Origin of the sequence: Mycobacterium sp. DL, assembly GCF_039729195.1 — a bacterium.
GTDB lineage: Bacteria > Actinomycetota > Actinomycetes > Mycobacteriales > Mycobacteriaceae > Mycobacterium > Mycobacterium hippocampi_A.
The window spans coordinates 2,667,250-2,688,927 of sequence record NZ_CP155796.1 but is presented as its reverse complement, the minus strand read 5'-3'; the positions used below and the strand labels follow the sequence as shown (position 1 = coordinate 2,688,927).

General features: G+C 67.7%; 22 protein-coding genes. 2 read left to right on the top strand and 20 right to left on the bottom strand.

Annotated features, from left to right (window positions below; genetic code table 11):
* Window positions 1–16: 16 nt before the first annotated feature.
* The 12 genes from metK to pyrR all read right to left on the bottom strand — a co-directional run bounded on the left by metK (window position 17) and on the right by pyrR (window position 12,981).
* Window positions 17–1,225, bottom strand: coding sequence for a methionine adenosyltransferase (gene metK, locus ABDC78_RS12975; protein WP_178358510.1), 1,209 nt, complete (start codon window positions 1,223–1,225; stop codon window positions 17–19).
* A gap of 165 nt (window positions 1,226–1,390) precedes the next feature.
* The gene (gene coaBC / locus ABDC78_RS12970; protein WP_178358509.1) at window positions 1,391–2,641 is read right to left on the bottom strand and encodes a bifunctional phosphopantothenoylcysteine decarboxylase/phosphopantothenate--cysteine ligase CoaBC; all 1,251 of its coding nucleotides are present in this window, start codon (window positions 2,639–2,641) and stop codon (window positions 1,391–1,393) included.
* Window positions 2,642–2,683: 42 nt separating this feature from the next.
* Window positions 2,684–3,001, bottom strand: coding sequence for a DNA-directed RNA polymerase subunit omega (rpoZ, locus tag ABDC78_RS12965; RefSeq protein WP_178358508.1), 318 nt, complete (start codon window positions 2,999–3,001; stop codon window positions 2,684–2,686).
* Window positions 3,002–3,055: 54 nt separating this feature from the next.
* A complete protein-coding gene (gmk, locus tag ABDC78_RS12960; protein ID WP_178358507.1) occupies window positions 3,056–3,634 on the bottom strand; it encodes a guanylate kinase in 579 nt (192 codons plus the stop codon).
* A gap of 36 nt (window positions 3,635–3,670) precedes the next feature.
* Entirely contained in the window at window positions 3,671–3,994 is a 324-nt protein-coding gene (gene mihF / locus ABDC78_RS12955) for an integration host factor, actinobacterial type (protein WP_067811067.1), read from the bottom strand.
* Between the two features lie 391 nt (window positions 3,995–4,385).
* Entirely contained in the window at window positions 4,386–5,207 is an 822-nt protein-coding gene (gene pyrF, locus ABDC78_RS12950) for an orotidine-5'-phosphate decarboxylase (RefSeq protein ID WP_178358506.1), read from the bottom strand.
* 2 nt (window positions 5,208–5,209) lie between these two features.
* The gene (gene carB, locus ABDC78_RS12945) at window positions 5,210–8,548 is read right to left on the bottom strand and encodes a carbamoyl-phosphate synthase large subunit (RefSeq protein ID WP_178358505.1); all 3,339 of its coding nucleotides are present in this window, start codon (window positions 8,546–8,548) and stop codon (window positions 5,210–5,212) included.
* Window positions 8,549–9,673 (bottom strand): glutamine-hydrolyzing carbamoyl-phosphate synthase small subunit, encoded by a 1,125-nt coding sequence (carA, locus tag ABDC78_RS12940; protein ID WP_178358504.1) that lies wholly within the window; start codon window positions 9,671–9,673, stop codon window positions 8,549–8,551.
* Window positions 9,670–10,173: a transporter gene (locus ABDC78_RS12935; protein ID WP_178358503.1), complete on the bottom strand. Its 504-nt coding sequence runs from the start codon at window positions 10,171–10,173 to the stop codon at window positions 9,670–9,672. The genes carA and ABDC78_RS12935 overlap by 4 nt, the downstream gene beginning before the upstream one ends.
* Entirely contained in the window at window positions 10,170–11,498 is a 1,329-nt protein-coding gene (locus ABDC78_RS12930) for a dihydroorotase (protein ID WP_178358502.1), read from the bottom strand. Before ABDC78_RS12930 ends, ABDC78_RS12935 begins: the two co-directional genes overlap by 4 nt.
* Window positions 11,495–12,442, bottom strand: coding sequence for an aspartate carbamoyltransferase catalytic subunit (locus ABDC78_RS12925; protein WP_178358501.1), 948 nt, complete (start codon window positions 12,440–12,442; stop codon window positions 11,495–11,497). Before ABDC78_RS12925 ends, ABDC78_RS12930 begins: the two co-directional genes overlap by 4 nt.
* Window positions 12,439–12,981, bottom strand: coding sequence for a bifunctional pyr operon transcriptional regulator/uracil phosphoribosyltransferase PyrR (gene pyrR, locus ABDC78_RS12920; protein ID WP_347133501.1), 543 nt, complete (start codon window positions 12,979–12,981; stop codon window positions 12,439–12,441). The genes ABDC78_RS12925 and pyrR overlap by 4 nt, the downstream gene beginning before the upstream one ends.
* A gap of 182 nt (window positions 12,982–13,163) precedes the next feature.
* Here pyrR and ABDC78_RS12915 point away from each other — a divergent pair, with 182 nt between their 5' ends.
* A complete protein-coding gene (locus ABDC78_RS12915; RefSeq protein WP_178358499.1) occupies window positions 13,164–14,369 on the top strand; it encodes a serine hydrolase domain-containing protein in 1,206 nt (401 codons plus the stop codon).
* Window positions 14,370–14,387: 18 nt separating this feature from the next.
* Here the strand turns inward: ABDC78_RS12915 and ABDC78_RS12910 are convergent, their stop codons facing one another.
* The 5 genes from ABDC78_RS12910 to ABDC78_RS12890 form a co-directional block, all read right to left on the bottom strand.
* On the bottom strand, window positions 14,388–15,236 hold the full coding sequence (locus tag ABDC78_RS12910) for an aldolase/citrate lyase family protein (RefSeq protein ID WP_347133451.1): 849 nt from the start codon (window positions 15,234–15,236) through the stop codon (window positions 14,388–14,390).
* Window positions 15,237–15,364: 128 nt separating this feature from the next.
* Window positions 15,365–15,910, bottom strand: a complete 546-nt coding sequence (locus tag ABDC78_RS12905) for a hypothetical protein (protein ID WP_178358497.1) — start codon at window positions 15,908–15,910, stop codon at window positions 15,365–15,367.
* Window positions 15,911–16,399, bottom strand: a complete 489-nt coding sequence (gene nusB / locus ABDC78_RS12900) for a transcription antitermination factor NusB (RefSeq protein WP_178358496.1) — start codon at window positions 16,397–16,399, stop codon at window positions 15,911–15,913.
* Window positions 16,392–16,955 carry an elongation factor P gene (efp, locus tag ABDC78_RS12895; RefSeq protein ID WP_178358495.1) on the bottom strand — a complete coding sequence of 188 codons (564 nt, stop codon included), beginning with the start codon at window positions 16,953–16,955 and terminating at the stop codon, window positions 16,392–16,394. Before efp ends, nusB begins: the two co-directional genes overlap by 8 nt.
* 21 nt (window positions 16,956–16,976) lie before the next feature.
* Window positions 16,977–18,071 (bottom strand): Xaa-Pro peptidase family protein, encoded by a 1,095-nt coding sequence (locus ABDC78_RS12890; RefSeq protein WP_178358494.1) that lies wholly within the window; start codon window positions 18,069–18,071, stop codon window positions 16,977–16,979.
* A gap of 33 nt (window positions 18,072–18,104) precedes the next feature.
* Here ABDC78_RS12890 and ABDC78_RS12885 point away from each other — a divergent pair, with 33 nt between their 5' ends.
* Complete coding sequence (locus ABDC78_RS12885; RefSeq protein WP_178358493.1) at window positions 18,105–18,707, top strand: B-4DMT family transporter; 603 nt, start codon at window positions 18,105–18,107, stop codon at window positions 18,705–18,707.
* Here ABDC78_RS12885 and aroB read toward each other — a convergent pair.
* The 3 genes from aroB to aroC are packed head-to-tail and all read right to left on the bottom strand — an operon-like array spanning window position 18,704 to window position 21,668.
* Window positions 18,704–19,783 (bottom strand): 3-dehydroquinate synthase, encoded by a 1,080-nt coding sequence (gene aroB / locus ABDC78_RS12880; RefSeq protein WP_178358531.1) that lies wholly within the window; start codon window positions 19,781–19,783, stop codon window positions 18,704–18,706. The genes ABDC78_RS12885 and aroB overlap by 4 nt on opposite strands.
* A gap of 8 nt (window positions 19,784–19,791) precedes the next feature.
* On the bottom strand, window positions 19,792–20,457 hold the full coding sequence (locus tag ABDC78_RS12875; RefSeq protein ID WP_178358492.1) for a shikimate kinase: 666 nt from the start codon (window positions 20,455–20,457) through the stop codon (window positions 19,792–19,794).
* Entirely contained in the window at window positions 20,457–21,668 is a 1,212-nt protein-coding gene (gene aroC / locus ABDC78_RS12870) for a chorismate synthase (protein ID WP_178358491.1), read from the bottom strand. The genes ABDC78_RS12875 and aroC overlap by 1 nt, the downstream gene beginning before the upstream one ends.
* Window positions 21,669–21,678 lie beyond the last annotated feature (10 nt).

Below are 21,678 nucleotides of genomic sequence, written 5' to 3'. Positions count from 1 at the left end.
TCCCTGAAAGCTCCGCCTAGACGGCGCTCTTGAGGTCGTCGACCTTGTTCAACTGCTCCCACGGCAGCTCGATGTCGGTGCGCCCGAAGTGCCCGTAGGCCGCCGTCGGAGCGTAGATCGGGCGCAGCAGGTCGAGGTCGCGGACGATCGCGCCGGGCCGCAGGTCAAAAACCTCACCGATGGCCTTCTCGATCTTGAGCGGGTCCACGGTCTCCGAGCCGAACGTCTCGACGAACAGGCCGACCGGGGCCGCCTTGCCGATCGCGTAGGCGATCTGCACCTCGACGCGCTCGGCGAGGCCGGCCGCAACGACGTTCTTGGCCACCCAGCGCATCGCGTACGCCGCCGAGCGGTCGACCTTGGACGGATCCTTGCCGGAGAAGGCGCCGCCTCCGTGGCGGGCCCATCCGCCGTAGGTGTCGACGATGATCTTGCGGCCGGTCAGGCCCGCATCACCCATCGGGCCGCCGAGGACGAACTTGCCGGTCGGGTTGACGAGCAGCCGCGGCGAGGAGGTGTCCAGCGTCGGGTGGCCCAGTTCGGCGAGGACCGTGTCGATGACGTGCTGCTTGATGTCCGGCGCCAGTTGAGCGTCGAGGTCGATGCCCTCGGCGTGCTGGGTGGAGAGCACCACGGTGTCGAGCCGCACCGGCGTGGTGCCGTCGTACTGCACGGTGACCTGCGTCTTGCCGTCCGGTCGCAGATAGCCCAGCGTGCCGTTCTTGCGGACCTCGCTCAGCTTGCGCGACAGCCGGTGCGCCAATGCGATCGGCAGCGGCATCAGTTCCGGGGTGTCGGCGATCGCGTAGCCGAACATCAGGCCCTGGTCACCGGCGCCCTGGGAGTCCAGCGGGTCGGCGGCACCTTCCACGCGGGTCTCGTGCGCGGTGTCGACGCCCTGGGCGATATCGGGCGACTGCGCGCCGATGCCGATGTTCACCCCGCAGGTGAGACCGTCGAAACCCTTGTCGGAATGGTCGTAGCCGATCTCGAGGATGCGCTCCCGGACGGTCTTGGTGATGTCGGCGAACGCGCTCTTGGCAGTCGTCGTCACCTCACCGACGACGTGCACCTGACCCGTCGTCACCAGCGTCTCCACCGCGACACGCGATTTGGGATCATCGGCGAGCAAGGCGTCGAGCACCGAGTCGCTGATGGCGTCGCAGATCTTGTCAGGGTGCCCCTCGGTCACCGACTCACTGGTAAACAGCCGAGCTTCACTCACGGTCGATCCCTTCCACTCAAGCCGGACTTGAGATGATCAGTCGGTCAACTTAATACATCGCGCGATGGTCCCGCCCCGTGCAGCTCCACCGCGTGCGCCCTTTGCACCCAAGCGGGTGCCTCTGCGGCGCGCAACCCTTACCCGCAGGTTGCCGACAGGCGCGGCCTACCCGTCACTGGTGCGCAGGAAAGCCGCGATCGCGTCCACAATACGGCTGGCGATCAGTGTCTTCGAACCGTGCTCCATCGCCGCCTCGGTTCCGTCGGCCGACAGCAGCCAGCCATCGTTGTGATCGACCTCGAACGCGCGGTTGTCGCCGACTGCGTTGACGACGAGTAGATCGCAACCTTTGCGCTTGAGCTTGGCGCGGGCGTGGAACAACACGTCGCCGTTCGCGTCGCCTGTCTCCGCCGCAAAGCCCACGATGGCTTTCATGTTCGGCAGCTGCCCGTCGGTGCGCGCGCGGACCGCTCCGGCGAGGACGTCGTCGTTGCGGACCAGTTCGATGGTGGGGTCGCCTGCAGCGTCGGGACCCTTCTTGATCTTGTTGGTCGCCAGGTGCGCCGGGCGGAAGTCGGCGACAGCGGCCGCCATGACCAGGACGTTCACGTCGGGGGCGTGTTTGGAGACGGCATCACGCAACTGGGCGGCCGAACCCACATGGACGACGTCGACGCCGGCGGGATCGATCAGACCGGCGGTGTTGCCGGCGATCAGTGTCACCTCGGCGCCGCGCTGGGCCATCACCCGCGCCATGGCAAAACCCTGCTTGCCCGAGCTTCGATTACCGATGAACCGCACGGGATCGATCGGTTCGCGGGTGCCGCCGGCGGTGACCAGAACCTTGACCCCCGCCAGGTCGTAGGGCAACGCGTCGCCGCGGTCGAGGAGCAGATGAGCCAGCGTGCTGATCTCTTCGGCTTCAGGCAGTCGGCCTGCGCCGGTGTCGGCGCCCGTCAACCGGCCCGACGCCGGCTCCATCACGATCGAGCCGCGACGGCGCAGCGTGGCGACATTGTCGACGGTCGCCGGATGAAGCCACATCTCGGTGTGCATGGCCGGGGCGAACAGCACCGGACACCGTGCCGTCAGCAGGGTTGCGGTGAGCAGATCATCGGCGCGCCCGGCGACGGCGCGGGCCAGCAGGTCCGCGGTGGCCGGCGCGACGACGACGAGGTCGGCGGACTGGCCTATCCGCACGTGCGGGACCTCGTGGACGTCTTCGAAAACGCCGGCGCGCACCGGGTTTCCGGACAGAGCCTCGAAGGTGGCTGCACCGATGAACCGCAACGCGGACTCGGTGGGAACAACACGAACAGAGTGCCCGGCCTCGGTGAGCTGCCGAACGACGGTGGCTGCCTTGTACGCGGCAATACCGCCGGCGACGCCGACGATGATCCGCTTGCGTTCGGTCATAAGTCCTCGCCCGAGAATCTCATCGCCAGGCGGAGCCGGTCGCTACTCGCCGCCCTCGGTGTGCTCGAGCAGGTCGCCGTGGATCTCGCGCATCGCGATCGACAGCGGCTTCTCCTGCAGTCCGGGCTCGACCAGCGGGCCGACGTACTCCAGGATCCCGTCACCGAGCTGGTTGTAGTAGTCGTTGATCTGGCGCGCGCGCTTGGCGGCGTAGATCACCAGCGCGTACTTGCTCGACGCACGATCCAACAGCTCGTCGATGGGCGGATTGGTGATGCCCAGCGGCGTGTCGTAGGCGCTGGCGGCAGACGGATCGATGTCCACGGGTGCCAGCCGCGTGTCGGCGTGCGGGGTGCTCACGTAAAAGATCTCCTGGCGGTTATTGATGCATATCTGATGAGTGCGGAACGGCGATCAATGCTGATCACGCGGCACCGGCGGGTGGGCCACCAGCAAGGATACCAATTCTGCGCACGCATACTCCAATTGACTGTTGACGACAACCTCGTCGAAGTCGCCCTGAGCGGCCAGCTCGGCTCTGGCGGTCTGCAATCTGCGGGCCATCACGTCGGCGGACTCGGTGCCGCGGCCGGCCAGTCGGCTCTCCAACGCCTCCCAGCTGGGTGGCGCCAGGAACACCGTCATGGCCTCCGGCATCGCCAGCTTGACGGCGCGCGCGCCGGCCAGATCCACCTCGATCAGTACCGGCCGACCGGCTGCCGCAGCCGCTCGCACCGGCGCGGCGGGAGTCCCTGAGCGATGCAGGCCGCCGTGGATCTCCGCCCATTCGAGCAGCTCACCGCCGTCCACGAGCTGCTGGAAACGATCCTCGGTCACGAAGGTGTAGTCGACGCCGTCGACCTCGCCGGGGCGGGGGGCGCGTGTCGTCACCGACACGCTGAAGTAGAGGTCGGGAAGCCGTTCGCGCAGACAGCGCACGACAGTGGACTTCCCGACGGCGGAGGGGCCGGACAGTACGACGACACGTGTCATAACCGTCCGACCCCTCGGCCGGCGTTCACGGGTTACCTAGTCGCTGGTGAAGTCGAACTTCTCCAGCAGAGCCTTGCGCTGACGATCACCCAGGCCGCGCAGACGGCGCGTCGGGGCGATCTCGAGCTCTGTCATGATCTCCTGCGCTTTGACCTTGCCGACCTTGGGCAGGGCTTCCAGCAGTGCGGAGACCTTCATCTTGCCCAAGACCTCATCGGTCTCGGCATCCTTGAGAACCTGCTTGAGGTTGGTGCCGCCGCGCTTGAGCCGGTCCTTGAGTTCAGCACGTGCTCGACGAGCGGCAGCAGCCTTCTCCAACGCTGCCGCGCGCTGTTCGTCGGTCAACTGGGGAAGGGCCACGGGTTTCCTCCGTCTCTCACCATCATCTGTTTTGTCTCGGCTGGTCCGAGAACCAGCCAGCGTGCACGACCGTACCCACGCAGGCTGACGAAAGCTAACCCCACCCCCCGGTTACCGGGTCAAAAGCCCAGCGTGTAGCGCGCGCCGAGAGGTTCAGTGGCGGATGCGCCACCAGCGATCGCGCCACCCGGACAACCGGTGGTACGACTAAATCGCCTGCGTATCGCAGGTATTGCCGAGGTTTCAGCGACGTCGACGCCTCGTAGGGGTCATCCGGAGGCGGCGCATCCCGTTCCGGAGGCCCGCATCGGGAGAAATTTTCGCTGGTCACCGCGCTTCGGGCGTGTCGCGACTGCCACGGCGACACCCACCCGCCGCCGCTCGGCGATCCTCACCGCGTGTCGGTGTTCAGGTGAATCACGGCGTCGCGCATCCGCTCAGCAGCGCCGCGCAGGGCCGCGACGTCGGGTCCGGCACCCAGGACCTCCCGAGACACCGCGGGCAGCAGCTGTCCCGGAAGCGCCCCACCGAGCCCTCTCAGCGCGTCGGGGCGGCCCCCCTGGGCGCCGACTCCGGGGACCAGTACCGGCCCGTTCAGGGCGCTCACGTCGGGCGGGTCGGTGAGCGTGGCACCGACGACAACGCCGACCAGCCCCGGCCGTTCCGTGTTGACCGCAGCCGCGGCGTCGACCATGGACTGGGCGACGGTGAGTCCTCCCGATTGGGCGCGCTGCACGGAGGCTCCTTCCGGGTTCGACGTCGCGGCCAACACGAACACCCCACGGCCGTGCTGGTGCGCCTTGTCCAGCAGCGGCTGCAGCGACCCGAAGCCCAGATAGGGCGAGGCGGTCACCGCGTCGGCAGCCAACGGCGAGTCACCCGCCCAGGCCTGGGCGTAGGCGGCCATCGTCGAACCGATGTCGCCACGCTTGGCATCGGCGAGCACCAGCACACCGGAGTCCCGCAGCGCGGCGATGGTGTGCTCGAGCACGGCGAATCCCGCCGACCCGTACGCCTCGAAAAACGCCACCTGGGGTTTGACGACGGCAAAGCCCTCGTACGCGGCCACACAGATATCACTGAAGCGCGCCAGCCCCTGCGGGTCGGTGGTCAGCCCCCACGCGGTCAGCAGTTCGGGATGGGGATCGATACCCAGGCACAACGGACCCCGTTGCGCCATCGCGGAGGACAGGCGGTGACCGAACCCGCCCACGGTCAGGAGCCCAACGTGCTGTGAAGTTCCTGCAGCGACATCACGCCGATGTCGCCGCGGATGCCGGCCTCGATCCCCTGGACCGCCGCGGAGGCGCCCTGCACGGTGGTCACGCACGGGATGTTCATCGAGACCGCCGCCGAGCGGATCTCGTACCCGTCGATGCGGGGTCCGGAGTTGCCGTACGGCGTGTTGATCACCATGTCGATCTCCCCCGCCCGGATCGCGTCGACGGCCGACAGCGCGGGCCGGTCCGGACTTGGAGACTCGAAATGCTTCCGCACTTCGTCACACGGAATCCCGTTGCGCCGCAGCATCTCCGCGGTTCCTGCGGTGGCCAGCACCCGGAAGCCGAGATCGGCGAGGCGTTTGACGGGGAACACCAGCGAGCGTTTGTCCCGGTTGGCCACCGAGACGAACACCGTGCCCCGCACCGGCAGCGAACCGTAGGCGGCGGTCTGACTCTTGGCGAACGCGCTACCGAAGTCGCGGTCGATGCCCATCACCTCGCCGGTCGACTTCATCTCCGGGCCCAGCAGCGAATCGATCTGGCTGCCATCGGCCTTACGGAACCGGTGGAACGGCAGCACAGCCTCCTTGACGGCGACCGGGGCGTTGCGCGGAGTGTTGCCGCCGTCGCCGGTGCGCGCCAGCACCCCCTCCTCACGCAGTTGGGCGATGGTGGCGCCCAGCATGATCCGCGCGCAGGCTTTGGCCAGCGGCACTGCGGTGGCCTTGGAGACGAACGGCACGGTGCGACTCGCCCGCGGGTTGGCCTCCAGGACGTAGAGCACGTCGTCCTTGAGGGCGTACTGCACATTGAGCAGTCCGACCACTCCGACACCGAAGGCGATGGCCTCGGTGGCACGTCGGACGGCCTCGATGTCACTGCGGCCCAACGTCACCGGCGGCAGCGCGCACGCCGAGTCGCCGGAGTGGATGCCCGCCTCCTCGATGTGTTCCATCACGCCGCCGATGTAGACCTCGGTGCCGTCGCAGAGGGCATCGACGTCGATCTCGATCGCGTCCTCCAGGAACCGGTCGACCAGCACCGGGTGCTCGGGAGACAGTTCGGTGGCGCGGGTGATGTAGCCCTCGAGGGTCTCGTCGTCGTAGACGATCTCCATACCGCGCCCGCCGAGCACGTAGGACGGTCGCACCAGCACCGGGTAGCCGATGTCGGCGGCGATCTTGCGGGCCTGGTCGAAGCTGGTCGCCATGCCGAACTTCGGTGCGGGCAGACCGGCGTTGGTGAGCACCTCGCCGAAGCGACCGCGGTCCTCGGCCAGGTCGATCGCCTCGGGTTTGGTGCCGACGATCGGCACCCCGGCTTTCTCCAGACGTTCGGCCAGACCCAGCGGGGTCTGACCTCCGAGTTGCACGATCACGCCGACCACGCCGGGTCCGCCGCGTCCGGACTCCTGTTCGGCGTAGTAGATCTCCAGGACGTCTTCGAAGGTCAGCGGTTCGAAGTAGAGCCGGTCAGCGGTGTCGTAATCGGTGGACACGGTTTCGGGATTGCAGTTGACCATCACCGTCTCGAACCCGGCCTGGCTCAACGTCGTCGCGGCGTGCACGCAGCTGTAGTCGAACTCGATGCCCTGCCCGATGCGGTTGGGTCCCGACCCGAGGATCAGGACCTTCGGCCGCTCAGCCTGCGGCGCGACCTCGGTTTCCGCGGCGGGATCCAGCTCATAGCTGCTGTAGTGATACGGGGTCTTGGCCTCGAACTCCGCGGCACACGTATCGACGGTCTTGAACACCGGGTGGATTCCCAGCCGCTGCCGTAGCGACCGCACACCCATCTCGCCGGCCAATTCCGGTCGCAGCGCGGCGATCTGGCGGTCGGACAGACCGTGGTGCTTGCTGCGGCGCAGCAGTCCGGCTTCGAGCACCGGTGCGTCGATCACCTCGGTGCGCAGCTCGACCAGACCCGCGATCTGCTCGACGAACCAGGGGTCGACCCCGGAGGCTTGTGCCACCGTCTCGACGGTGCCACCCAGCCGTAACGCGTACTCGATGTCGTAGAGCCGACCGTCGGTGGGGGTGCGCAGCCGCTCCAGGACCTCGTCCAGGGTCCCCTCGACCTCTGCACCTGTCCAGAATCCGGCCCGCTTGGTCTCGAGGGACCGCATCACCTTGCCGAGGGCCTCGATGAAGTTGCGACCCAACGACATCGCCTCCCCCACCGATTTCATCGTGGTGGTCAGCGTCGTGTCGGCGCCGGGGAACTTCTCGAACGCGAACCGCGGCGCCTTGACCACCACGTAGTCCAGCGTCGGTTCGAAACAGGCGGGGGTTTCCTTGGTGATGTCGTTGACGATCTCGTCGAGCGTGTAGCCGATGGCGAGCTTGGCGGCGATCTTGGCGATCGGGAACCCGGTGGCCTTGGACGCCAGTGCGCTGGAACGTGATACCCGCGGGTTCATCTCGATGACGATCAGTCGCCCGTCGGCCGGGTTGACCGCGAACTGGATGTTGCAGCCGCCGGTGTCGACCCCGACCTCTCGCAGAATGTCGATGCCCAGCGTGCGCATGGTCTGGTACTCGCGATCGGTCAGCGTCATCGCCGGCGCCACCGTCACCGAGTCGCCCGTGTGCACGCCCATCGGGTCGAAGTTCTCGATCGAACACACCACCACGACGTTGTCGCGGCCGTCGCGCATCAACTCGAGTTCGAATTCCTTCCACCCGAAGATGGACTCCTCGATGAGGATGTTCGCAGACGGCGAGGCGGTCAGCCCGTCGCCGGCCATCCGCTCGACGTCCTCGGCAGAGTAGGCCATCCCCGACCCGAGGCCGCCCATCGTGAAGCTCGGCCGCACCACCACCGGCAAGCCGAGGTCGGCCACCGTCTCACGCACCTCGTCCATCGTGAAACAGACTCGGCTACGGGCTGATTCGCCGCCTACCTTGCTGACGATGTCCTTGAACTTCTGTCGGTCCTCGCCCCGCTGGATGGCCTCGAAGTCGGCACCGATCAGCTCGACGTCGTATCTGTCGAGGGCGCCGTTCTCGTAGAGCTGGACCGCGGTGTTGAGTGCGGTCTGCCCGCCGAGGGTGGCCAGCAGCGCGTCGATCTTGTTGCCGCGTTCGGCCTGTTGGGCGATGACCCGCTCGACGAACTCCGCGGTGATGGGCTCCACATAGGTGTGATCGGCGAACTCGGGGTCGGTCATGATCGTCGCCGGATTGGAGTTGACGAGGCTGACCTGCAGGCCCTCGGCGCGCAGCACCCGGCAGGCCTGCGTGCCGGAATAGTCGAACTCGCAGGCCTGACCGATGATGATCGGGCCGGAGCCGATCACCAGCACGTGGTTGATGTCTGTGCGACGCGGCATCTACTTCTCCCCTGCCATCAGATCCACGAATTGATCGAACAGGTACTCGGCGTCGCGTGGACCCGCGGCCGCCTCAGGGTGGTACTGCACGGAGAACGCCCGCCCGCTGACCAGTTTGATTCCCTCCACCACACCGTCGTTGGCGCAGGTGTGGCTGACCACGGCCCGCCCGAAAGGCGTGTCGAACTCCTCGCCGGCCTCGCCCTCGAGCGCAAAACCGTGGTTCTGCGCGGTGATCGCCACGCGGTTGGTGGTGTGGTCCATCACCGGGATGTTGATGCCACGGTGTCCGAACGTCATCTTGTAGGTCGAACGGCCCAATGCCCGGCCCAGGATCTGGTTGCCGAAACAGATGCCGAACAACGGGATTCCGGCGTCGAGCACCGCCTGGGTCACGGCGACCACATGATCGGCCGTTGCCGGATCACCCGGCCCGTTGGACAGGAACACGCCGTCCGGACGCAGGTCGGCGATCTCGCTGAACCCGACTGAGGACGGAAGCACGTGAGTGCGGATCCCGCGCCGGGTGAAGTTGCGTGGTGTGTTCGTCTTGATGCCCAGGTCGAGTGCCGCGACGGTGAACCGTTGCGGCCCCTCGGGTTCGACGACGTAACTACCGTCGGTGCTGACCTCGCCCGCCAGGTCCGCGCCGAGCATCGCGGCCTGACCGCGCACCCGGGACAGCATCTCGTCGGCGTCGGCGAGCGCGGTGCCGCTGAACACCCCGGCCTTCATCGAGCCGCGACTGCGCAGGTGGCGCACCACCGCGCGGGTGTCGATACCGGCGATGCCGACGACGCCCTGACGCACCAGTTCATCTTCGAGAGTCCCGGTGGCGCGCCAGTTCGAGGCCCGTGGCGACGGATCGCGTACCGCGTAACCGGCCACCCAGATCCTGTCGGCACGGCTCTCGCTGTCCTCGAGGTTCCAGCCGGTGTTGCCGATCTGCGGCGCGGTGGCCACCACGATCTGGCGGTGGTAGCTGGGATCGGTGAGGGTCTCCTGGTAGCCCGACATGCCGGTGGAGAACACGGCCTCACCGAGCGTCTGACCGACCGCACCGAACTGAGTGCCGGTGAAGATCCGACCGTCCTCGAGCACGAGGAACGCTGTGCGTGCGGTCATGCAACCTCCTCCGGCAGCCATTTCGAATAGTCGCGTCGGTCGTCGGCGCGGAAACCGGTGTCGATCTCCGCGCCGGACTGCAGCCGCCAGCGGATCGCCAGAATGCCCTCATGCGTCAGAGCCTTGCCGGCGAGGTTCTTCTCGGCGCGGATGTCGACGATCGCCTCCTCGGGTATCCAGATCGGCCCGGCACCCTTGCGCTGCAACATGATTCCCTCCGGATAGCGACTGAGGACAGCCTTGGCGCGGAAGCCGAGGTCGCCGGCGGCGACGCGGTCGTTCCAGTGCGGCACCAGCGTGCTGCCGACATAGAGACCTTTGGTGGCCGAGACGGTCACCTGACCGACGGTGTCGGGCAGCGACGGGAGCGTACCCACGATGAGCGCCTGCCGTTCCACGCGGCGGCGCCACCCGCGGATCATCGCCTGGATCAGCACCGCGATCAGCAGGACCAGCACCCCGGCCATCACCAGAGAGGCGACCAGTGTCGGAGTGTTCACCCGCGCACCTGGCCGTCACGGGCGGTGACCCTGCCGCGCAGCATCGTCGCCGTCACCACCGCGGGCAACACCATCTCCTCATAGGGCGTGTTGTCCGACCTGCTGGCAAGCGCGGGACCGGTGACCGTCCACGAGGAGTCGGGGTCGATGACCGTCAGGTTGGCCGGCTCACCGACCTCCAACGGCCGCCCCTGATCAGGCAATCCGACGATACGCGCCGGGCTCTCGCTCATCACCCGGGCGACATCGCGCCACGTCAGCAGGCCGGGGCCGACCATCGTCTCGACCACCACCGACAGCGCCGTCTGCAACCCCAGCATGCCCGGCCGGGCGTTGGCGAACTCACACATCTTCTCGTGCTCGGCGTGCGGAGCGTGATCGGTTGCCACACAGTCGATCACACCGTCCGCGAGGGCCTGACGCAGGGCCACCGCATCGCTGGCCTCGCGCAACGGCGGATTCACCCGGTTGCGCCCGTCATAGCTGTAGAGACGGGTGTCGTCGAGCAGCAGGTGATGCGGCGTCACCTCCGCGGTGATCGAGATCCCCTGCTCTTTGGCCCATCTCACGAGTTCGACCGTTCCCGCGGTGGAGGCGTGACAGATGTGCACCCGGGCGCCGGCGTCGCGGGCCAGCAGTGCGTCGCGGACGACGATCGATTCCTCGGCGGCACGCGGCCAACCGGCCAGGCCGAGCTTGGCCGCGTTCGGACCCTCGTGCGCGATGGCGCCCACGGTCAGTCGTGGTTCCTCGGCATGCTGGGCGATCAGCACGCCCAGGCCGGTCGCGTACTCCAGGGCGCGGCGCATCACCAGTGGGTCGTCGACACACACACCGTCGTCGGAGAACATCCTGACCTGCCCGACACCGGCGGCCATCAGGCCCATCTCGGTCAGTTGTCTGCCGTTGAGGCCGACGGTCACCGCTCCGACCGGGTGCACGTCCACCAGGCCGACCTGCTGCCCGCGGTGCCACACGTGGTCGGTGACCACTGCGCTGTCGGCGACCGGGTCGGTGTTGGCCATCGCGAAGACCGCGGTGTATCCGCCGAGGGCGGCTGCAGCCGAACCGGTTTCGATGTCCTCCGCGTACTCGCGGCCGGGTTCACGAAGATGAGTGTGCAGGTCGACGAAGCCCGGCAGCAGGATCTGGCCGTCGGCGTCGACGACCTCCGCGCCGTCGGGTGTGTCCAGGTTCGTGCCGATGGCTTCGATGCGGCCGTTGTCGACCAACACGTCGACGCCGTCACCTTCGCCGTAGGGGCGGACGCCCCGTATCAGTACCGGCGGGCAGGAGCGCAGCGACCGGGGATTGGTTTCCGTCATGCGCTGATCGCTTCCGCCTCGGACCCGACGAGCAGGTGGAACAGCACCGCCATTCGGACGTGCACGCCATTGGAAACCTGTTGCAGTACTGCAGATTGTGGGGAATCAGCCACCGAATGCGCGATCTCCATACCCCGCAGCATCGGCCCCGGGTGCAACACCACAGCGTGCTCTGCCAGCTGCGCCTGGCGCTTCTCGGACAGGCCGTAGCGCACCGAGTACTCGCGAGAGGACGGGAAGAACCCGCCGTTCATCCGTTCGGCCTGCACGCGCAGCATCAGCACGGCATCGGCCAGCGGCAGTTCGGCGTCGATGTCGTTGGACACGGTCACCGGCCAGGAGTCCACGCCGACGGGGAGCAGGGTGGGCGGGGCGACCAGCACCACCTCCGCGCCGAGGGTGTGCAGCAGCGCCACGTTGGAGCGGGCCACCCGGCTGTGCAGCACGTCCCCGACGATCACCACCCGCTTGCCCTCGACGGCGCCCAGACGCTGCCTGATCGTCAACGCGTCGAGCAGAGCCTGGGTGGGGTGTTCGTGGGTGCCGTCGCCGGCGTTGATGACCGACGGCCCGCCATCCTCGTCCAGCGTCCACGCGGCGAGCTGCTGCGCGGCACCCGATGCCGGGTGGCGGATGATCAGCGCGTCGGCACCTGCGGCCCGCAGGGTCAGCGCGGTGTCCCGCAGCGATTCCCCCTTGGCCACAGAGGATCCCGAGGCACTGACATTGATCACGTCAGCACTCATCCACTTGCCGGCCACTTCGAACGACACCCGGGTGCGGGTGGAGTTCTCGTAGAACATCGTGATGATCGTGCGGCCCCGCAGGGTGGGAAGCTTCTTGACCTCCCGGCCCAACAGGGCTTGGCGGAACCTGTCGGCGTTGTCGAGGATCGCCGTGGCGTCATCGCGACCCAGGTCGGCCGCGGCAAGTAGGTGCTTCACCTGGGAGGCCCTCCGTAGGGTGCGATCCGGACGCCGTCGTGGCCGTCGTTCTCGGCGAGGCGGACCTTGACGTTCTCGGCCCGCGAGGTCGGCACGTTCTTGCCCACGTAGTCGGCGCGGATCGGTAGCTCCCGGTGCCCGCGGTCCACGAGCACCGCCAACTGCACGGCTCGCGGGCGGCCGACGTCGCGCAGCGCGTCGAGGGCCGATCGGACCGAGCGCCCGGAGTACAGCACGTCGTCGACGAGCACCACCAGCGCTCCGTCGATCCCGCCGTCGGGTATCGAGGTGGCCTCGAGCGCGCGCGGCGGCTTGCTCATCAGATCGTCACGGTAGAGCGTGATGTCCAGGGCTCCGTGGCCGACGTCGACACCGCTGAACTCGGCGATGTGGCTGGCCAGGCGGGAGGCCAGGGTGACGCCGCGGGTCGGAATGCCCAGCAGTACGACGCGGGGGGCGTCAGCGCCGTCCAACGCGGTCTTCTCGATGATCTGGTGCGCGATGCGAGCGATGGTGCGGCCGACGTCCGCAGCGGACATCAACTCACGATCTGCGGCTTCGGCTTCAGAGCCGGCATGGTCGGGCGAGCCCACGAGTGAGCTGGACCTCCTTCTCCGCCTCACTGGACGGATCGTTAAAGGATGTCAAAAACTTCGGGCAGCCTAGCACCCGGACGGCAGGTGGGCGACGAGGCCGCGGGCGGCTGACCTAATCTGGCGCAATGAACCTCGACCGCAACAAGGCCTCGATAGTGGAAGCCATCGACGCGGGCCTGCTGGCGGGAGCGGTCACGCTGGTCTGGCATGCCGGTGAGGTGGTCCAGGTCAACGAGCTCGGTCAACGCGATGTCGACGCGCAGCTACCGATGCAGCGCGACACCATCTTCCGGATCGCCTCGATGACCAAACCCGTCACGGTGGCGGCCGCGATGTCGCTGATCGAGGAGGGGAAGCTCACACTGAGCGACCGGGTGGCCACGTGGCTGCCCGAGCTCGCGGACATGCGGGTGCTGATCGATCCCCGGGGTCCGCTCGATCGCACGGTGCCCGCGCAGCGGTACATCACCGTCGAAGATCTGATGACGCACCGCAGTGGTCTGGCGTACATGTTCTCGGTGGTCGGGCCGCTGTCGGACGCCTACCGGAAGCTGCCCACACGGCAGGACCAGGATCGGTGGCTCGCCGAGCTCTCGGCGCTGCCCCTGGTTCATCAACCAGGTGAGCGCCTGACCTACAGCCACGCCACCGACGTCCTGGGCATCGTGTTGTCGCGTATCGAAGGCAAACCGCTGAGCGAGGTGCTCGGCGATCGGGTCCTGCGCCCGCTGGGCATGTCGGACACCGGTTTCAGCGTCGGCCCGTCGGGCCGCCGTCGGGCGGCCACGATGTATCAGCTCGACGGCGACAACACGCTGCGCCACGACGTGATGGGACCCGCACCCATCGCCGATCCCCCGTTCTGCACCGGCGGTGCCGGACTCTGGTCGACGGCCGACGACTACCTGCGTTTCGCCCGGATGCTGCTCGGCGGCGGCACCCTCGACGGCGCCCGCGTGCTGTCCGAAAAATCTGTGGAGCTGATGCGCACCGACCGGCTGACCGACGAGCAGAAGCGCCAGGATTTCCTCGGCGCACCGTTCTGGATCGGTCGCGGCTTCGGACTGAACCTGTCCGTGGTGACCGACCCGACGAAGTCCCGCCAGCTCTTCGGCCCGGGCGGCCCGGGAACCTTCTCGTGGCCAGGCGCCTACGGCACGTGGTGGCAAGCCGACCCATCGGCCGACGTCATCCTGGTGTATCTCATCCAGAACCTCCCCAACCTGACCGTCGACGCCGCGGCTGCCGTCGCCGGCAACACCTCGCTGGCGAAACTGCAAAGCGCGCAACCGAAATTCGTCCGGCGCACCTATGAGGGCCTCGATCTGTAGTCCGGCAGACCGTGACTGCTAGATGACGTCGAGTTTGGCTGCCAGATCCAGCACAGCTTCTGCGCGGGCGCGAGTCGGCCCGGCGCTGCCGTCATAGTGCGCCGACGGTGCGTCGAGACGCGCCAGCGTGCGCCGCGCCTCGTCGATCTCCAGGGGCGACGGGCTCAGCAGATCGTTGATGGTCTGCGCGTGCGAGTCGTCCAGGCACAGCCGTCCGGTCATTCCTGCGGACTTCGCGACCACGGTATCGCCGGGCAACTCAGCGTTCCGATTGCGCAGCGTCGGCCCGTCGATGGGTGCGGGCAGTCCGGCGGCTCGGCTGGCGATCACCAACCGGGCACGCGGATACGCAAGCATCGCCGGCTCGCCGGACATCCCGGTATCGCGGCGAAAGTCCCCGATCCCGAAAGCAATTCGCGCACATGCGGGGGCACGGGCGATGTCGAGAGCCGACTCGATGCCGAGTGCGGATTCGATCAGCGCCACCACAGGGGTGCCGTCAGGCAGGCGAGCGGCGGTCGCGGCGACCTGGTCGGCCGATTCAGCCTTGGCGAGCATCACGCCCGCGAGTCCGGGTGCTCCGGCGAGCACGTCGAGGTCGTCACGCCACGCGGCGGTGGTCACGCTGCTGATCCGGACCCACGCCCGGCCTCCGGTGTACAGCCACTCGGCCACCGCTTGTCTGCCCGCGGGCTTCTGGACGTCCGGCAGTCCGTCCTCGACGTCGAGCACCACCACATCGGCATTGCCGGCGACGGCGGCATCGAAGGCATCTGCGCCAGCCGGGAGCCCCGGCTGCAACAGCCAGGTGCGGGCCAACGACCAGTGCGGCCTGCGGATGCGCTCCACTGCCGGGGAAACCGTCACGCGCCACCTCTCGCTCGAGCCTGAATTCCCCTCCATCGTCGGGACGGGTGTCCCGACGCGCAAGGTTGTGCACATATTGTTCAGCAGCTGTTGATCAGTGCCGCCGACGGCGCCGAGGGGTGCTCGCGCTACATCGAACGCGACAGCACCCTGCCGAATTGCAGCAGTCGCTGCATCTGTGCCAGGCCACCGTTGTCCACCGACTTCACGAAACGGAAGGACTCGCAATAGAGATCGGTGTCCGTCGCCGATCGCTGGCGCGCCCGGGTGACCAGTTGGGTGTAAATCCGCAACTTCACCTCTGAGAGGCGACGGGTGCCGTCGCTGAGCACCTCGTACTCGTTGGACAGGACCTGATCGGTGATGGTGGACAACAGGATCGACCGAACCGAGGCAAGAAGGATGCGGTGCGGCTCGCCCGGTTCGGCCGCACTGGACATGTCGTCGTCGGCGCGCCACATGATCAATCGGTGGCCGTCGGTGACGAGCACCTCCTGCCACAGAGCCTCACCCCAGGATCGTTCGGTGAACCCGCGCGACATCACAAACGACTTGACCAACGCCGGTTCGACGACTGAGCGCAACTGATCGAGCGCCAGGTCGGGGTCCCGCAGGTACACCCTCGCAGCCTCGTTGACGCTGGAGTACGGAGCCCAGTCCTGCGGCGCACCCATCTACGTGCCGTCACTGCCCTCGCGGGCACCCTGCACCGCGTCGGCCGCGGCTCTGATCTGCGGCGTCACCAGCATGATCTGGCCGAGCACGCCGTTAACGAAGCCAGGCGAGTCGTCTGTCGACAGTTGCTTGGCCAGTTCGACGGCCTCGTCGACGGCAACCGGTTCGGGGACGTCCTCGGCATGCAGCAGTTCCCACACGGCGACACGAAGGATGGCCCGGTCGACCGCGGGCAACCGGTCCAGTGTCCAACCCTGCAGGTGCGCCGAGATCAGATCGTCGACGTGCGCCGAGTGCTCGGTGACCCCGCTGGCCACCGTCACCGTGTAGGGATTGAGTTGAGCCATCTCGGATTCGTGATGCGCCAACGCATTTCGCGATGTAGCCACCTCGGCTGGGGTCATCCCGCGCGCTTCGGCCTCGAACAGCAGGTCGACGGCGCGCTTGCGGGCCTGGTGACGTCCCCGGTCGCCCTTACGGTCAGGCATTGACCCTTCCCAGGTAATTGCCGTCACGGGTATCCACTTTGAGCTTGTCGCCGGTGTTGACGAACAACGGGACCTGGATCTCGGCGCCGGTCTCCAGAGTTGCGGGCTTGGTGCCCGCGCTGGACCGGTCACCCTGCAGGCCCGGCTCCGTGGACGCGACCAGGACCTCGACCGTCACCGGCAACTCGAGGTACAGCGCCGCCCCGTCGTGGAACGCGATCTGCACCGGCATGCTCTCCAGCAGGAACCCCGCGGCCCGGCCGACCAACGACTCGGCCAACGAATGCTGCTCGAAGTCCTCGCTGTCCATGAACACGAAGTCCGAGCCGTCGCGGTACAGGTACGTGGCGTCCCGGCGGTCCACCGTCGCGGTCTCCACCTTCACCCCGGCGTTGTAGGTCTTGTCGACGACCTTCCCGGACAGCACGTTCTTCAGCTTCGTCCGCACGAAGGCCGGACCCTTACCAGGCTTGACGTGCTGGAACTCGACGATCTGCCAGAGCTGGCCGTCGATCTGCAGGACGAGCCCGTTCTTGAAGTCTGCGGTCGATGCCACGGTGGGTTGTTCTCCTAGCCTCTAGAGGATCGCCAGTTCCTTGGGGAACCGGGTCAGCAAGTCGGGGGTGTCATCCGCATCACTGCCGACGACCAACGTGTCCTCGATTCGGACGCCGCCACGGTCGGGCAGATAAACACCTGGCTCCACGGTCACCGCGGAGCCAGCAAGCAGTGTACCGGCGGCCGTGGCGTTGATTCCCGGCGCTTCGTGGATCTGCAGACCCACGCCGTGCCCGAGGCCGTGGCCGAAGTTGTCGGCAAAGCCCGCGTCGCCGATCACCGCGCGGGACGCCGCGTCGACGTCGCTCAGCAGGACGCCGGGCGCGAGCGCCTCCCGGCCGGCCCGCTGCGCGGCGGCGACCAGGTCGTAGACGTCCTGTTGCCACTGCGCGATCGGCGAGAGCACAAAGGTCCGTGTCATGTCGGAGTGATAACCGCACACCAGGGCACCGAAGTCGATCTTGACGAAGTCGCCTGCGGCCAGCACCGCGTCCGTGGGCCGGTGATGCGGGATCGCCGAGTTGGCACCGGTCGCGACGATGGTCTCGAACGACGGCCCGTCGGCGCCGTGGTCGAGCATCAACGCCTCCAGCTCACGCCTGACGTCCTTCTCGGTGCGACCCGGCCGCAACCCGCCGCGATCCACCAGGTCTTTCAGCGCGGCGTCGGCCGCCTCGCAGGCCAACCGCAACAGCGCGACCTCCCCGGCGTCTTTGACCTCGCGAAGACCCTCCACCGTGCCGCCGGCACGCACCAGCTCACAGCGCTCACCCGCCGCGCGTGTCAACGCGGCGAACGCGTCGACGGTCACCACATGGCTCTCGAAACCCACCCTGCGGATGCCGGCGTCAGCGGCCCGGCTCACCAGATGCGGCCCGCAGGCCCGTTCGATGACGATCTCGGCGCCGGTCGCTTGCACTGCAGCCTGGGTGCGGTAGCGCCCATCGGTGGCGAGCACCGGCGTTTCGTCATCGGCGAGAATCAGAAGTGCCGCATTCGAGCCGGTGAATCCGGACAGATAACGGACGTTGACCAGGTCCGATACCAGCAGAGCGTCGATTTCGGCCGTCGCCAGGCGTTGGCGCAATCTGTCGCGGCGCTGGGAAATAGTCACAGTCGGTGACGCTACTCGCTAAGGTGTGGCCTCATGAGTAAGTGGTTGCTGCGCGGACTGGTGTTCGCCGCCCTGATGGTGATCGTCCGATTGCTGCAGGGAGCGATGATCAACGCGTGGGAAACCAAGGCGGGAATGATCAGCGCGGTCCTGGTCATCGCCTACGGCGTGGTGGCCTTCCTGTGGGGTTTCGCCGACGGGCGCTCCGATGCGCGGTCCAACCCCGATCCGGACCGTCGCGGCGACCTGGCGATGACGTGGCTGCTGGCCGGTCTTTTCGCCGGTGTGGTCAGCGGTGCCGTGGCATGGTTCATCGGCGTGTTCTACGACAACCTGTACGTCGAGGGACTGATCAACGAGCTGACGACATTCGCGGCGTTCACCGCGCTGCTGGTGTTCCTCTGCGCCATCGTCGGCGTCGCGCTCGGCCGCTGGCTGGTCGACCGCAAGACTCCTCAGCAGGGACGGCGCCGCGAGGGCGACGACGACCGCGCCGACACCGACGTCTTCGCCGCGGTGCGCGACGACCGTGGCTACGACTACAGCCAGCAGGACGTGGGCACCGAGCCCGAACAGCAGACCTCAACGGTCGCGGTCGCCGACGACGAGACCAGGCCCGTCGAGAAGCGCGACTAGTCTCGCGCGACCTCGGCGTAGGCGGCGGCGAGCAGCGACGGGTCGGGGCCCTCCAGCCGGCCCGGCTTGGCCAGGCCGTCGAGCACCACGAACCGCAGGATGCCGGCCCGGGTCTTCTTGTCGCCGATCATCGATTCGAGTAACTGCGGGAGCGCGTCGGCGTCGTAGGTGACCGGCAGCCCCAGTGAGCTCAGAATCGTCCGGTGCCGTTGTGCGGTGTCGTCGTCGAGGCGTCCGGCCAGTCGCCCCAACTCGGCGGCGAACACCAGTCCGACCGACACCGCGGCTCCGTGCCGCCACTGGTAGCGCTCCCGACGTTCGATGGCGTGGGCCAGGGTGTGTCCGTAGTTGAGGATCTCGCGCAGCTGCGACTCTTTCTCGTCCGCGGCGACGACCTCCGCCTTGACGGCGACCGCACGTCGGATCAGCTCGGGCAGCACCGTCCCGGCCGGATCGAGCGCGAGTTCCGGATCGGCCTCGATCAAGTCGAGGATCACCGGATCGGCGATGAATCCGGCCTTCACGATCTCCGCCATTCCCGCCACGATCTCGTTACGGGGCAACGTTTGCAGCGTGGCCAGGTCGATCAGTACCGCTGCCGGCTGATGGAACGCGCCGACGAGGTTCTTCCCCGCATCGGTGTTGATCCCGGTCTTGCCGCCGACCGCCGCGTCGACCATGCCGAGCAGGGTCGTCGGCACGTGCACGATGTCGATCCCGCGCAGCCATGTCGCCGCGGCGAAGCCCGAGACGTCGGTGGCGGCGCCGCCCCCCAAGCTGACGACCGCATCTCTGCGGCCGACGCCGATACGGCCGAGCACCTCCCAGATGAACCCGACAACGGGCAGTTCCTTGCCGGCCTCAGCGTCGGGAATCTCGATCCGGTGTGCATCGATTCCCTTGTCCGACAAATGATCCCGAATAACCTCGGCCGTCTGCACCAGCACTGGCTGGTGCAGGATCGCGACCTTGTGCCGACCCTCCAGGGTGCGGGCCAGATCACCGAGCAGGCCGGTGCCGATGATCACCGGGTACGGCGGATCGGTGAGCACGTTGACTGTGACGGGATCCGTCACCGATTCGGTCACGGCACATCCTTTCGTGCACAAGCGGATCCACCGGTTTTCCTGGCCGCCACCGTGGCAGGGCTGGGCGCAGCCTCGGTGGATGGCGGGGTGGTCAACGACAGTGGGGCGCGGCGCCAGGATCCCCGCCGGCGTCGACGCTCCGGTTTGGGGCCGTCGGGGTTCTCCAGACGGGCAACGATGTAGCGCACCACCGCTCCCGGGTTGCGGTGGTTGGTGTTCACCCGCATGGTGGCGACTTGGCGGTAGAGCGGAATCCGTTCCGACATCAGCTCTTTGAAGCGTTCTCCGCGGTCTTTGCCGGCCAGCAACGGCCGCACCGTCGCTCCCCCGGTACGACGAACCCCTTCGGCGGCACTGATCTCCAGGTAGATGACGGTGCGCCCGGCCAGTGCATCGCGCACCTCCGCGGTGGTCACCGCGCCACCTCCGAGCGACAGCACGCCGTCGTGGGTGGCCAGGGCATCACACACCACGTCGGCCTCGATACGCCGGAACGCGGCCTCACCGTCGTTGGAGAAGATGTCGGGAATCGTGCGTCCGGTCGTCTCCTCGATCGCCGCGTCGGTGTCCAGCAGCGGCAGGTCCAGCGTCTTGGCGAGCCGCCGACCGATGGTGGACTTGCCCGACCCGGGCAGCCCGATGAGGACGACTTTGGGACTCATCAGCCCGACGCCCGGGCGGCACCGGTGGGCTCGCGGGCGGCCACCGCTCGCAGGTAGGTGTCGGCGTTGGCGCGTGTCTCACCCAGCGAGTCACCGCCGAACTTCTCCAGCGCGGCGCGCGCCAGCACCAGCGCCACCATCGTTTCGACCACGACGCCGGCGGCCGGAACGGCACACACGTCCGAACGCTGATGGATGGCCACCGCTTCCTCCCCGGTGGACATGTCCACGGTGGCCAACGCCCGGGGCACCGTCGAGATCGGCTTCATCGCCGCGCGTACCCGGACGGGTAGCCCGTTGGTCATTCCGCCCTCGAGTCCGCCGGCACGGTTGGTCGACCGCATGACACCGTCGGGACCGGGATAGATCTCGTCGTGCGCGACGCTGCCGCGCCTGCGCGCGGTCTCGAAGCCGTCGCCGATCTCCACACCCTTGATGGCCTGAATGCCCATCACCGCGGCGGCCAACTGACTGTCGAGCCGGCTGTCACCACTGGTGAACGACCCCAGCCCCACGGGCAGGCCGTGAGCCACCACCTCGACCACCCCACCGAGGGTGTCGCCATCGCGCTTGGCGGCCTCGATCTCGGCGATCATCAGCTGTTCACTCGCCTCGGCGAAGGCACGCACCGGGCTGGCATCGATCGCGGCCAGGTCCGTGGCCAGCGGCGGCGGCCCGTCATACGGTTCGGAGGCTCCGATGGAGATCACATGGGAGACGATCTCGACGCCGAACGCCTGCTTGAGGAACGCGCGAGCGACGGAGCCTGCGGCCACCCGGGCCGCCGTCTCCCGGGCACTGGCACGTTCCAGCACCGGACGAGCGTCGTCGAAGCCGTATTTGAGCATGCCCGCGTAGTCGGCGTGCCCGGGCCGCGGCCTGGTCAGCGGGGCGTTGCGGGCGGCGCTGTCGGCCAGCACGGCCGGATCGACGGGATCGGCGGCCATCACCGTTTCCCATTTCGGCCATTCGGTGTTGCCGATCTCGATGGCGATGGGACCGCCAAGAGTCAGGCCGTGACGCAGGCCTGCCAGCACGGTGATCTGGTCCTGCTCGAACTTCATTCGCGCGCCCCGGCCGTAGCCGAGTCGCCTGCGCGCCAACTCCCCCGCTATGTCCTGTGAGGTCACCTGGACACCGGCGACCATGCCTTCGACCATGGCCACCAACGCGCGGCCGTGGGATTCGCCTGCAGTCGTCCATCGCAACACGGGTCCCATT

What these genes read in the sequence shown, in the direction of transcription:
- gmk (WP_178358507.1), bottom strand. Translation starts at nt 3,634, where the DNA reads ATGACACGTGTCGTCGTACTGTCCGGCCCCTCCGCCGTCGGGAAGTCC.
- ABDC78_RS12885 (WP_178358493.1), top strand. Translation starts at nt 18,105, where the DNA reads ATGAGTAAGTGGTTGCTGCGCGGACTGGTGTTCGCCGCCCTGATGGTG.
- ABDC78_RS12905 (WP_178358497.1), bottom strand. Translation starts at nt 15,910, where the DNA reads ATGGGTGCGCCGCAGGACTGGGCTCCGTACTCCAGCGTCAACGAGGCT.
- ABDC78_RS12915 (WP_178358499.1), top strand. Translation starts at nt 13,164, where the DNA reads ATGAACCTCGACCGCAACAAGGCCTCGATAGTGGAAGCCATCGACGCG.
- nusB (WP_178358496.1), bottom strand. Translation starts at nt 16,399, where the DNA reads ATGCCTGACCGTAAGGGCGACCGGGGACGTCACCAGGCCCGCAAGCGC.
- carB (WP_178358505.1), bottom strand. Translation starts at nt 8,548, where the DNA reads ATGCCGCGTCGCACAGACATCAACCACGTGCTGGTGATCGGCTCCGGC.
- ABDC78_RS12875 (WP_178358492.1), bottom strand. Translation starts at nt 20,457, where the DNA reads ATGAGTCCCAAAGTCGTCCTCATCGGGCTGCCCGGGTCGGGCAAGTCC.
- carA (WP_178358504.1), bottom strand. Translation starts at nt 9,673, where the DNA reads ATGACCGCACGCACAGCGTTCCTCGTGCTCGAGGACGGTCGGATCTTC.
- ABDC78_RS12930 (WP_178358502.1), bottom strand. Translation starts at nt 11,498, where the DNA reads ATGACGGAAACCAATCCCCGGTCGCTGCGCTCCTGCCCGCCGGTACTG.
- coaBC (WP_178358509.1), bottom strand. Translation starts at nt 2,641, where the DNA reads ATGACCGAACGCAAGCGGATCATCGTCGGCGTCGCCGGCGGTATTGCC.
- pyrR (WP_347133501.1), bottom strand. Translation starts at nt 12,981, where the DNA reads ATGTCCGCTGCGGACGTCGGCCGCACCATCGCTCGCATCGCGCACCAG.